The sequence below is a fragment of the Streptomyces sp. NPDC001606 genome, assembly GCF_053596835.1.
In genome coordinates this window covers 278,582-291,120 of the sequence record NZ_JBSFHC010000008.1, presented here as the reverse complement: position 1 = coordinate 291,120, position 12,539 = coordinate 278,582, and the positions used below count along the sequence as shown (strand labels likewise).

Genomic DNA, 12,539 nt, shown 5'->3' with positions numbered 1-12,539 from the left:
CCCTGACCCGGAAACACAAACACCACCCGACGACCACCCACACCCACACCACTCACCACACCAGAACCCACCCCACCCGACACCAACACACCCAGCTGGGACAGGAGTTCATCGCGATCACCCGCCACCACCACAGCCCGATGCTCGAACACCGACCGCGCAGACACCAGCGCAGCCCCCACACCCGCCAGATCCAACCCCTCACGCCCCGCCACAAACGCACGCAACACATCAGCCTGCGCCCGCAACGCCTCCGCACTCCGACCCGACACCACCCACGGCACCGGTCCGGTGACACCGGAAGCCGGTTCCACGTCGGCGGACGTCTCCGCGGGTACCTGCTCGATCACCACGTGGGCGTTGGTGCCGCTCATGCCGAAGGAGGAGACCGCCGCACGGCGCGGCCGGTCCACCTCGGGCCACTCCCGCGCCTCGGTCAGCAGCTCCACCGCACCGGCCGACCAGTCCACGTGCGAGGACGGCGCATCCACATGCAGCGTCTTCGGCAGCACACCGTGCCGCAGCGCCATCACCATCTTGATGACACCACCGACACCCGCAGCAGCCTGGGCATGCCCGATGTTCGACTTCAACGATCCCAGATACAGCGGCTGTTCGGCCGGACGCTCCTGCCCATACGTGGCGAGCAGCGCCTGCGCCTCGATCGGATCACCCAGACGCGTACCCGTGCCATGCGCCTCGACCGCGTCGACATCCGCCGCGCCCAACCGGGCGTCCGCCAGTGCCTGCCGGATCACCCGCTGCTGCGACAACCCGTTCGGCGCCGTCAGCCCATTGCTCGCACCGTCCTGGTTGACCGCACTCCCCCGCACCACAGCCAGCACCGGATGCCCGAGCCGTACGGCGTCCGAGAGCCGCTCGACCACCAGCACACCCACGCCCTCGGCCCAGCCGGTGCCGTCCGCGCCCTCCGCGAACGCCTTGCAGCGGCCGTCCTCCGACAGCCCGCGCTGGCGGCTGAACTCCACGAACAGACCCGGCGACGACATCACCGTGACACCGCCGGCCAGCGCCATCCGGCACTCGCCGCGCCGCAGCGCCTGCACCGCCAGATGCAGCGCCACCAGCGACGACGAACACGCCGTGTCGACCGTCACCGCCGGGCCTTCGAGGCCGAACGTGTACGACAGCCGGCCGGCGGTGACGCTGCCATGGGTGCCGGTGAGCAGGTAGCCCTCGGTCTCGGAGCCGGCGTCGGCGAGGCGCGGGCCGTACTCCTGGACCATGGCGCCGACGTAGACACCGGTGCTGCTGCCACGCAGGGTGGCCGGGTCGATGCCGGCCCGCTCGAATGCCTCCCACGACGTCTCCAGCAGCAACCGCTGCTGCGGATCCATGGCGAGCGCCTCACGCGGGGAGATGCCGAAGAACCCGGCGTCGAACTCGGCGGCTTCGTAGAGGAAACCGCCCGAGCGTGCGTACGACTTGCCCACCGCTTCCGGGTCCGGGTCGTACAGGCCCTCGACGTCCCAGCCCCGGTCCGTCGGCCAGGACGACACGGCGTCGCCCGCCGAGGCGACCAACCGCCACAGATCCTCCGGCGACCTCACCCCGCCCGGGAACCGGCACCCGATCCCCACGATCGCCACCGGCTCGGCCTCGGTGTCGGAGCCGCCGCCGGACACCACCGGCAGGGACTCCTCGTCCACCACCGACACCCCGAGCAGCTCCGCCCGGACGAACCGCGCCAGCTCACTGGCCGTCGGGTGGTCGAACACCACCGTGCTCGCCAGCCGCAGCCCCGTCACCGCGTTCAAGCGGTTCCGCAGCTGCACCGCCATCATCGAGTCGAAGCCCAGCTCGCGGAAGGAGGACTCGGTCGGGACGTCGTCGTTGTCGGTCGTGCCGAGCACGATGCCGACGTGGGTGCGGATCAGGTCCAGTGCCGCGTCCTGGCTCGCCTTCTCGCTCAGCGCGGCCCACTGGGCGCGCAGCGGGAGGTCCTCCTCGTCCGCCCCCGGGTCCTGCTCGGGCGCGAGGGACGGGGACGCGGGGGTGGCCGGTGCGGTGCGGGCGTCCGGTGCGTCCAGCCAGTAGCGGCGGCGCTGGAAGGCGTAGGTGGGCAGGTCGACGCGCTGGGCGCCGGTGCCGGTGAAGGCGGCGGACCAGTCGACGGCGATGCCCTGCACCGATGCCTCGGCCAGTGCGGTGAGCATGCGCTCCGGGCCGCCCTCGCCGCGGCGCAGGGAGCCGACCGCGACGGGCGTGCCGCCGGTGTCCTCGACGGTCTCCTGGACGCTTGCCGCGAGAATCGGGTGCGGGCTCATCTCGAGGAACGTGGTGTGCCCCGCCTCGGCGAGGGCGCGTACGGCGGGCTCGAAGCCCACCGTGCGCCGGGAGTTGCGGTACCAGTAGTCGGCGTCGAGTCCGGTGGTGTCCAGCCAGCGGCCCTCCACGGTGGAGTAGAACGGCACGGTTCCGGTCGTGGGGGTCACGGTGCCGAGCAGGTCCAGCAGCGGTTCGCGGATCCGCTCGACGTGGGCGGAGTGGCCGGCGCAGTCGATGGGGAGCAGGCGGACGCGGATGTCCTGGCTCTCGCAGTGGGCGATCAGCTCGTGCAGGGCCGGTACGTCTCCGGAGACGGTGACGGCGCGGGGGCCGTTGACGGCGGCGATGGACAGCTGGTCCGCCCAGGGGGCGAGCAGTTGTTCCACCTCGGCGGCGGGCAGCGCGACCGAGGCCATGCCGCCGGTGCCGGCGAGCAGGGCGAAGGCCTTGCTGCGCAGGGCGACGACGCGTGCCGCCTCGTCGAGGGGGAGGGCGCCGGCGATGTGTGCGGCGGCGATCTCGCCCTGCGAGTGGCCGATCACGGCGGCCGGCTGCACGCCGTACGAGCGCCACAGCTGTGCCAGGGAGACCATCACCGCGAACAGGACGGGGTGGACCACGTCGAGGCGGTCGAGGGACAGCTCGGGGTCGGTCTCGCTGCCGCCGCGCAGCACATGGGTGAGCGACCAGGGCACGTGCGGGGCGAGTGCCTGTTCGCAGCGGGCGATGTGTTCGGCGAAGACCGGTGTGGTGTCCATGAGGTCGACGGCCATGCCGGCCCACTGCGAGCCCTGGCCGGGGAAGACGAAGACCGGCCCGGCGGTGCGGGTGGCGGTGCCCTCGGTCAGTCCGGTGGCGGGGCGGCCGGCCGCGAGGGCTTCGAGGCGGGTGCGGAAGTCGTCGGTGGTACGGCCCAGCAGGACGGCCCGGTGCGGGAAGGCGGTGCGGGTGGTGGCCAGCGAGTGGCCGATGTCGAGGGGGGACGTGCGGTCGTCCAGGGCGGCGAGGAGCGCCTCGGCCTGGCCACGCAGGGCGCGCTCGCTCTTGGCGGAGACGAGCCACGGAATCGGCCCGGCGGGGGCCGGGTGACCGGTGGCGCCGGTGTCGGTGTGCCAGTCCTCCAGGACGACATGGCAGTTGGTGCCGCCGACGCCGAAGGAGCTGACGCCGGCGAGCAGCGGGCGGTCCTGTCGGGGCCAGGGGCCGTTCTCGGTGCGGACGCGCAGCCGCAGTTCGTCCAGGGGTATCGCCGGGTTGGGGGTGGTGAAGTGCAGGCTCGGGGGGAGTTCCCGGTTCTTGAGGGCGAGCGCGGTCTTGATGAGGCCGGCGATGCCGGCGGCGCCCTCCAGATGGCCGATGTTGGTCTTGACCGACCCGACGAGCAGGGGTTCGTCCGCGGGGCGGGCGGTGCCGAGGACCTCGCCGAGGGCGGCGGCCTCGATGGGGTCGCCGACCCGGGTGCCGGTGCCGTGCAGTTCGACGTACTGGACGTCGGCGGGGCGTACACCGGCGTTGGCGTAGGCACGGCGCAGGAGTTCGGCCTGGGCCTCGCGGCTGGGGGTGGCGAAGCTGTCGCCGCCGCCGTCGTTGTTGACGGCGCTGCCGCGGATGACACAGTGGATGCGGTCGCCGTCGGCCACCGCGTCGGACAGCCGCTTGAGGACGACGAGTCCGCCGCCCTCGCCGCGGACGATGCCGTTGGCGCGGCTGTCGAAGGTGAAGCAGCGGCCGTCCGGGGAGAGGGCGCCGAACTCGGCGACGGTGAGGGCGCTTTCGGGGACGAGGTCGAGGTTGACGCCGCCGGCGAGGGCGACGCGGGACTCGCCGGTGCGCAGGCTCTCACAGGCGAGGTGGACGGCGGTGAGCGAGGAGGACTGGCCGCTGTCCACGGTGAGGCTGGGTCCGCGCAGGCCCAGGACGTAGGAGAGGCGGTTGGCGATGGCGCCGCGCTGGAGGCCGGTCAGGGTGTGCTGGGTGATGCCGGCGGTGCCGTTGCGGTGGGCGAGGGTGGCGTAGTCGTCCCAGATCGCTCCGACGAAGACACCGGTGGAGCTGGCGCGCAGGGTCTCCGGCAGGATGCCGGCGTCCTCGAGGGCCTCCCAGCCGAGTTCCAGGGCGAGCCGCTGCTGCGGGTCCATCGCGACGGCCTCGCGCGGCGAGATGCCGAAGAAGGCGGGGTCGAACAGGTCGGCGCCGTCCAGGAAGCCGCCCCACCTGGCTCCCGCCCTGCCGGTGCCGTCCGTCTCGGGGCCGGTGTGCTCGCGGGCGTCCCAGCGGTCCGCGGGGACCTCCCTGATCGCGTCGACACCGTCGCGCAGGAGCCGGGCGAAAGCCTGGGGACCGGCGGCGAGGGGCAGCCGGCAGGCCATGCCGACGACGGCGACGGCCTCTGCGGGCGTTTCGGACGTGCGGGCCGGGGACGAGTCTCGCATGGTGCTGCAAACCTTCCGAGCAGGGCAGGTGCAAGGAGCCAGGAGGAGCTACGGGGAGGGCGGGGCGGGGCTACGCCGGGTCGGGGAACGTGGCCTTGGTGAAGGCGGTCGCGTAGTCGGGGTACGCGATCGGCGCGCCGACCAGGTCGTAGGGCACGTCCAGGGCGTCCGCGAGACCCAGGGCGTGCGGGGCGAGGTCCGCGCAGATCTGGTTGAGCAGGCCGGGCAGGGCGTCGGCCTCCTCGGCGGTGAGGAGCCCCTCGGCGAGGTACCAGCCGCTCTGTGCGGAGATCTCGCCGAGCAGGTGCAGGGAGCACACGTCGCGGGCGACGCGGCGCGCCTCGGCGTCGGGCAGCGCGTCGGTCTCGGTGCGGACGAGGTCGGCCAGCAGGCGCAGGGCGTGCGCCTCGGCCATCTGCTCGGCGAGGTCGAAGCGGTCGTTCCAGACGTCGAACTCGGCGAGTCCGTCGGCCCGGGCCTCGCCGAGTTCGGCGACCAGGCGTTCGTGCAGGCGCTGTTCGCGGGCGCCGGTCAGCGCCTGCCACACGGCGGGGTCGCGCAGGTCGCGCTCCTGCGGTGCGGGCAGATCGGCGGTGGGCGGCTGGTAGTCCAGGCCGAGGGCCATGGTCCAGGCGGCGTTGAGGTAGAGGATCTGGGTGCTCAGGCCGGCGGCGTTGAAGGCGTGGGCGAGGCCCTGGTAGTCCAGGAAGCGGTTCTGCGGGCTGAAGCCGAGGACGCCGGAGGCGGCGCGGCCGGCCGCGGTGACCCGCTCGGCGAGCTGGTCGATGGCCGCCTTCAGCGTGAACAGGGTGCGGATCTCGCCGGCGGTGCGTCCGACGGGCTGCGGTCCGGAGACCGACTTGGCGGCCATGCCGGCCAGGTAGGCGGCGGACAGGGCGCCGAAGAGGGTGCGCTGCTGGTTGCGGTAGCGGATCACCGGCATGGGGTCGGCGAAGCCCGCGAAGGTGCCGTTGGTGTAGCGGGCGTGGGCGTGCCGTACGGCGACGGCGGCACCGGCCCGGGTGACGGCGGCGAGGCCGACGGCGGCCACCTCCCAGACGTACCGGATGAGCCGGGAGGCCTGCCGGGAGCGCAGGGCGGGGTTGCTGAGGGCGTCGGTGAAGGTGCCGTCGTCGGCGATGGTGGCGGAGTCCCGCAGCCAGTAGCGGTAGGGCAGGCGGACGCCCTGGAAGGAGACGGTGGCCCAGTCGAGGGGGAGGATCGGCGCGGAGTCCTGCGGTTCGATGACCACGCCGGGGCAGGGTCCGGCGGCGTCCCGGAGCGGTACGACGAAGCAGAACAGTCCGCGGTCCTCGCCGGCGACGACCAGCTTGGCGGTGACGATGCCGGTGCGGGGTACGCCCGGACAGGCCACGCTGGGCGGGTACTTGACGGCTTCGGGGCCGGGCGTGGTGAGGACGAACTCGCGGGTGTCCGGGTCGAAGACGGCTTCGGTGCGGACGGCGGCGTTGCTGTTGCCGTGGCCCAGCTCGGTCATCAGCAGGGCGCCGACGGTGTCGCCGGAGGCCAGCTGGGCGAGGACGTCGTCCAGGTCGTCGCGGTCGCCGCCGAACTCGAGGATGGCGCCGATCGTGGTGCAGTGGTGCAGGAAGAAGGCGTAGAAGAGCGACGGGTCGGCGAGGGCGATCCACTCCAGCAGCGGGAAGAGCAGGTCACGCTGGTGCAGCAGGGGGGTGCCGGTCTCCAGCCGGTCGTTGATGTACCGCAGCCGCTGGTAGGTGAGCGGGTAGCGGTCCTGGTCGGCCAGGCCGGAGGGCCGGGCGAAGAGGTCGGGCGCGAAGATCTTCTCCAGTCGCGGCAGCGCCTCCCGGTAGGAGTCGCCGTGCACCAGCGAGGACAAGGCTTCGTACGTTGAGGTGCCTGGTTCCATCGTGTTGATTCCCCGTCGCGTCTTCTTCGTCGGTTGTCGGAACAGCTGTGCGGAATTCGGTATGTGGCTGTCGTCGTACGGCAGTTGGTGCTCGGCCGGCGCGGGCGGCCGACGGTGTGCCGGAGGGGCCGTGGGGTGCGTGGACGCGGGGACGCTCTGGCCGCACGGGTGCGGGGCCGGTCGGGACGGCGACCGCTGCACGCGGGTGCGGGTGTCACGGCGGGGCTGCCGGCACGGCAGCGGGTGATCGAAGGGTGGGTGGCGGACTGAGTGGTGCGGGGCGGGTTCCGGCCCGGGTACTGCGGCCGGGTCCCGCGGGTGGATCAGTCGTGCGCGGGCAGGTGCTTCCCGGTGCGGGCCGGATGGGCCTCGCCGGGAATCTCGCTCTGGGTGGTGTGTGCGTGGAGGAAGGAGGCCACCTCGTCGGCCGGCGCTTCCCCGTCGACGGTCGGCTGTGCTTCGCCGATCGGCTCGCCGGCAACGGCAAGAGCAAGATCCTCCGTGCTCCCGGTGCGGTCGAGCTCGTCCGGCGCGACCTCCGGCTGGGCGGAGGTGACCCGGGGTACGCCGTCGTCGTCGATCGGCGCGGGGTCGAGGCCCGCGAGGCGCTCGGCGACCAGGATGCCCTCCGCGGAGAAAGCCCTTTCCAGCGCCTTCGAGGCGTCCTCGTCCTCGCCGGGCAGCGTGGCGGCCGGTGCGGAGCCGGCGGCCAGGACGATGTGGCGGTCCGTCAGGACCTGATCGACAACGCTGTCCTTGTACGCGGTGACGCCCGGCATGTCCATACCGCCGAACGTGCTCCGGATGCCGCATCCCGCCGCCTCGCGGGCGGAGTCGGCCACCGCGGCCGAGCGCAGCGGCGCCTTGGTCGGAATACAGCCACGGTCCAGGCGGGTTCCCCCCACCCGGTCCTGTTCGACCAGGGCCACCGAAAGCCCCGGTCCGGCGGCGCGCAGCGCGGCCGCGTATCCCCCCGATCCACCCCCCGAGATCACCACGTCACACGTGTTCTCCGTGCCGTTGAGCACGTCCCCCGTCCCCCTTGGCTCGCCGTTACAACTCCCGCTCGTCACTTGTCAGTACCGAGCGATGGTTTTCCGTCACAGCTGGTCAATGTCTATCACGCGACCGGACTGGTTGGCTCCTCGGTCGACGTGTCCAACGTCACTTCTGGCGAGTCCGCAGGCGTGAGCGCTCTCTACGCCCCGATCTGGCCGGGTCCCGGCCGGGCGGGTTGCACACCGGAGCCTCGCGGGACAAGGATCAGTCCGTGTGAGCCAACATTTCGATGTCCTTGTTCTGGGAGCGGGCCCCGGCGGCTACACCGCCGCGGTGCGCAGCGCGCAGCTCGGCCTCTCCACCGCCGTGGTCGAGGAGCGCTACTGGGGTGGTGTCTGCCTCAACGTCGGCTGCATCCCCTCCAAGGCGCTGCTGCGGAACGCCGAGATGGTCCAGTTCGTCACGAACGAGGCCAAGTCCTACGGGATCTCCGTCGGCGGTGACGTCAGCGCCGACTACGGGGCCGCCTATCAGCGCAGCCGCAAGGTCGCCGACGGCCGGGTCAAGGGCGTTCACTATCTGATGAAGAAGAACGCCATCACCCAGTTCGAGGGCCGGGGCGCCTTCACCGACGACCACACCCTGGTGGTGACCCGCCCCGACGGCAGCACCGAGACGGTGACTTTCGGCCACTGCATCCTCGCCGTCGGCGCGAGCCCGCGGCTGCTGCCGGGCACCGCCCTGTCGGACCGCGTGGTCACCTACGAGAGCCAGATCCTCAGCGAGACGCTGCCGGGCAGCATCGTCATCGCCGGCGCGGGCGCGATCGGCGTGGAGTTCGCCTACGTGCTGCGCAGCTACGGCGTGGACGTGACCATCGTCGAGTTCCTCGACCGCATGGTCCCGCTGGAGGACGAGGAGATCTCCAGGGAACTCGCCAAGCACTACCGCAAGCTCGGCATCGAGGTGCTCACGGGCACCGCGGTCGAGACCATCGACGACTCGGGCCCGCGGGTCCGGGTGACCGTCAACACGGGCGGCGAGCGCCGGGTCCTGGAGACGGACAAGGTGCTCCAGGCCATCGGCTTCGCCCCCAACGTGCAGGGCTACGGCCTGGAGAACACCGGTGTCCGGCTCACCGAGCGGGGCGCCGTCGACGTCGACGGCCGCTGCCGCACCAGCGTGCCGCACATCTTCGCGATCGGGGACGTCACCGCCAAGCTGATGCTGGCGCACGCCGCCGAGGCCATGGGCATCGTGGCGGCCGAGACGATCGCCGACGCGGAGACCATGGAGCTGGACTACCCCATGATCCCGCGGGCCACCTACTGCCAGCCGCAGGTGGCCAGCTTCGGCTTCACCGAGGCGCAGGCCCGCGAGCGCGGCTACGACGTGCAGGTGGTCAAGTTCCCCTTCACCGCCAACGGCAAGGCGCACGGCCTGGGCCACCCGGTCGGCTTTGTGAAGATCATCAGCGACGGCACCCACGGGGAGCTGCTCGGCGCCCACCTCATCGGCCCCGAGGTCACCGAGCTGCTGCCGGAGCTGACCCTGGCCCAGCAGTGGGATCTGACGGTCCATGAGATCGCCCGCAACGTGCATGCGCACCCCACCCTGGGCGAGGCGGTCAAGGAGGCCGTCCACGGCCTGGCCGGACACATGATCAACATGTAGTCGGTGCTCCGCTGCGGTGGCGGCCACGGGCCCTCACCGCGGCGGCCGCGTCACGCCCCTGCCAGCGGGTTCGGCAGGGGCAGATAGCGGGCGTCCGCACCGTCCGCGCCGGTCCAGCGCAGCAGCAGGTTGGTCTTGCCCGGCAGGGTCGGCGCGGCCAGCAGGGCGGGGATCTCGGGCAGGTCGTGCCGGGCCAGTTCGCGGCGGACGGCGGGCCACGGGTCGTAGCCGCCGTGCTGCTCGGCGAGTGCCCCGGCGATCTCCGTGAGGTGGTTGACGACCAGGCAGTACACCAGCCGCTGCCAGCCCGCGGCCCGGGTCACGTCCGGCAGCAGCTTCGCGCCCTCGGCGTCCCGGAACAGCACCTGCACCGGCGTACCGGCCGCGTCGACGGCGACCAGGGTGTTCTGGAGATGGGCCTCGACGACCACCCCGTGACCGTCGAAGGCGGCCAGCGCCGGCGGGACGACCTGGCGCAGATACGCCTCCCACCAGGCGGCCGGGTCCGCGGTGGCGGCCAGCGGGCTGCCCTCGAACCCCTCCGCGAGCCCCGCCGCGAGCAGCGGCACCGCACCGGGCAGCAGATGGCCGCGCAGTCCGTCGCGGACCAGCACGGCCAGCTCCTCGAAGGCGAAGGCGGCCGTGCGGTAGCCGCGGTCGCTCAGCCAGGCCGCGGTGGGCCCGAGCCCGGCCAGGGCCCGCCCGGCGGCCGCGTCGGTACGGCGCAGCCGGGTCAGGTCGTGGCGCCACAGCCGGCGGATGTCGTTGGTGATGCGCACGTCCAGGCTGAACTTCAGAAACAGGTCGTGCCCGGGCTCGTACACCGTGCGCACCGCCGCGGTCGGCCAGGTGTCGAAGGCGGTGGTGCCGAGCCGGAGCAGCCGGCCGTCGGCGAAGGCGGGGGCGAGGTCGCGGCCGACCAGGTCGAGCTGCCAGGGATGGGCGGGCAGCAGCCGGTATCCGGGCGGGGCGGTGCCGAGCGCGTCCAGGGCACGGGTGTCGCCCTCCTCGGCGACCTGGTCCTCGCGGACGCCGAGCAGCACCAGCGGGAAGCGGGCGTGCGCCTCCGGGGCGTACGGCAGCCAGGACGCGACCGGGCCGCCGCCGCGCGCCTTGGGCGCCGGATGGCAGGGATGCCCGGTGATCAGCGACTGCTCGGAGCGCAGATACGGGTCCGCGGGCGGGGTCGCCCGGTCCCGGGCGGCGAGCAGGGCGGCGACCGCGTTCCGGCTGTCGATCATTTCGGCGGGCAGGTCGCCGCCCGGCAGGCCGGTGTGCCGGCGCAGCTCCTCGGCGACCAGTTTCACCAGTTCGGTGTGGCCGACCGGGCGCCAGGCGCCGGCGGTGTACACCTCGGGATCGGCGGGGCGCCGCCGGCCGCGTACCCGCAGCAGCCGGCCGCTGCCGGGCAGCCGGTGCACCGGTTGTCCGTCCGGGCCCAAGGCCGGCTGGGCCACCTCGCGCAGCAGGCAGTTGAGCAGGGGCGCGGCGGCGTAGGCGTCGGCGCGGCGGCCGGCCGCGACAGTGGGGGGTGTGCGGTCCACGCGTTCCACGCGATCCATTCGTCGTTCTCGGTGTCGTTCGGTGGGGGGCCGGCGGGCGGAACGCCGTGGGCCGTCGCGATCAGTATCTCCGGCGTCCGGGACAATCGTGACGCACGGTCCGTGCACCGCGGCCGTGCGTCATGCACCCTGCCCCTGTCCGTGCCCGTGTACCCGAGGAGACCGCCGTGCACCGTCCGCACCCCGGCAGCGAGGCCGAGGTCGCCGAGGAGCTGGCCGTCGTACGGCCCGCCCTGCTGCCCCGGTACCGGGAGGAGCTGCCCGGCGCCCGGGCCGCCGTGCTGACCCGGCTGTGGCGGGCGCTCGCCCATGAACCGCTGCCATGGCTCGCCGGCCGGGTGCGCGGGACGCGCTCCCTGGCGCTGCGGCTCGCCGACGGCCGGACCCTGTACGGGCCGCACCCGGACCCGTACGCCACCAGCGCCTATGTCACCGGTGTCCGGCTCGGCCGCGAGCGGTACGCGGACCCGGCCGCCCTGATGACCGCGCTCGGGATGCCGCACGGGTCCGCCTTCGCCGCCGACCTCGCGCACAGCACCGCGTCGCTGGCGCTGTCCCGGGCGGCCGCGGATCACCCGAAGGAGTGGCCGGAGTACGACTGGGAGTGGGAGCAGCGGGTGGTCGACGGGCACCCGTTCCACCCCAACTGCCGGGCCCGGCCCGGCTTCTCGGTGGCCGACCAGCTGGCGTACGCCCCGGAGCACCGGCCCGTGGTGGAGCTCGGCACGGTGCCGGTGCCCGCGGACGAGTGCCTGCTCACCGGTGGGTGGCCGGCGGAACTCCGGGACAGGGACCGGCTGTTGATCCCGGTGCACCCTTGGCAGGCGGCGCACGCCCTCGGCCGGCCGGTCGCCCGCTGGCGCCCGGCGCACCCCCTGATGTCGCTGCGCACGCTCGCGCTGCCCGGCGGTCCGCATGTGAAGACCGCGCTGAGCGCGCGGCTGACGTCCTCGGTGCGGACCATCTCGCCGTACTCGGTGGCGGCCGCCGCGCCGCTGGCGGCGCTGGCCGAGGAGCTGACCGCGCGCACGGACGGGCTGCTGCACATCACCCGCACCCTGGGCGCGGTCACGGCGCACTCCCCCGAGCTGGCCGCGCTGCTGCGGGAGCCGCCGGAGGCGTACGCGGGCCCCGGCGAACGCGTCCTGCCGGTGGCCGCGCTGGCCGGCACCGGGCTGCCCGGCTCCCCCGACTGGCTCGCCGGGTTCGCCCGGCTGGCGCTCACGGTGGGCCTGCGCCTGCTCGACCTCGGCGTGGCCCTGGAGGCGCACGGCCAGAACCTCCTGGTGGTGCTCGCGGCGGACGGCACCCCGCTGCGCCTGGTCTACCGCGACCTGGCCGACATCCGGGTCAGCCCCGCCCGGCTGGCCCGGCACGGCATCACCCCGCCGCAGCTCGGCGGCCGTCTGGTCACCGACGACGAAACGGCCCTGCGGCGCAAGCTGTTCGGGTCCCTGGTGGCGGGCGCCCTGGCCGGTACGGCGGGCTCCGGACCCGCCCTCGGTACGGCGCTCGGGGCCGTCGTACCGGACCTGCCGGACACCGCCGACCTGGCCGCCCTGCGCCGGGCGCCGCTGCCCGCCAAGGCGCTGACGCTGATGCGGCTGTCCCCGGACACACCCGGTGACCAGTGGGCGCTGCTGCCCAACCCGCTCGTTTTGGAGCCCGGCCCGTCTGATCAATAAGATCCGG

The 12,539-nt window shown here is 73.4% G+C and carries 6 protein-coding genes; 2 read left to right on the top strand and 4 right to left on the bottom strand.

Going from position 1 to position 12,539, the window contains the following annotated elements:
* From ACWCV9_RS17950 to ACWCV9_RS17940, 3 genes are all read right to left on the bottom strand, one after another.
* Positions 1 to 4,721: beta-ketoacyl synthase N-terminal-like domain-containing protein (locus tag ACWCV9_RS17950; RefSeq protein WP_450787692.1), on the bottom strand; the 4,721-nt coding region annotated here is incomplete at its 3' end.
* Between the two features lie 70 nt (positions 4,722 to 4,791).
* Positions 4,792 to 6,612, bottom strand: coding sequence for an acyl-CoA dehydrogenase (locus ACWCV9_RS17945; protein ID WP_450787690.1), 1,821 nt, complete (start codon positions 6,610 to 6,612; stop codon positions 4,792 to 4,794).
* A gap of 323 nt (positions 6,613 to 6,935) precedes the next feature.
* Positions 6,936 to 7,640, bottom strand: a complete 705-nt coding sequence (locus tag ACWCV9_RS17940; protein WP_450787688.1) for an FAD-dependent oxidoreductase — start codon at positions 7,638 to 7,640, stop codon at positions 6,936 to 6,938.
* Between the two features lie 244 nt (positions 7,641 to 7,884).
* Between ACWCV9_RS17940 and lpdA the strand changes: the two genes are divergently transcribed.
* Positions 7,885 to 9,285, top strand: a complete 1,401-nt coding sequence (lpdA, locus tag ACWCV9_RS17935; protein ID WP_385840820.1) for a dihydrolipoyl dehydrogenase — start codon at positions 7,885 to 7,887, stop codon at positions 9,283 to 9,285.
* Between the two features lie 50 nt (positions 9,286 to 9,335).
* Here lpdA and ACWCV9_RS17930 read toward each other — a convergent pair whose 3' ends face one another.
* Entirely contained in the window at positions 9,336 to 10,847 is a 1,512-nt protein-coding gene (locus ACWCV9_RS17930) for an IucA/IucC family protein (RefSeq protein ID WP_450787686.1), read from the bottom strand.
* 167 nt (positions 10,848 to 11,014) lie between these two features.
* Between ACWCV9_RS17930 and ACWCV9_RS17925 the strand changes: the two genes are divergently transcribed.
* Complete coding sequence (locus tag ACWCV9_RS17925) at positions 11,015 to 12,532, top strand: IucA/IucC family protein (RefSeq protein WP_450787684.1); 1,518 nt, start codon at positions 11,015 to 11,017, stop codon at positions 12,530 to 12,532.
* Positions 12,533 to 12,539: the final 7 nt, after the last annotated feature.

Excerpts from the sequence above, each read along its gene's own strand:
- ACWCV9_RS17945 (WP_450787690.1), bottom strand. The coding sequence starts at position 6,612 with ATGGAACCAGGCACCTCAACGTACGAAGCCTTGTCCTCGCTGGTGCAC.
- ACWCV9_RS17930 (WP_450787686.1), bottom strand. The coding sequence starts at position 10,847 with ATGGATCGCGTGGAACGCGTGGACCGCACACCCCCCACTGTCGCGGCC.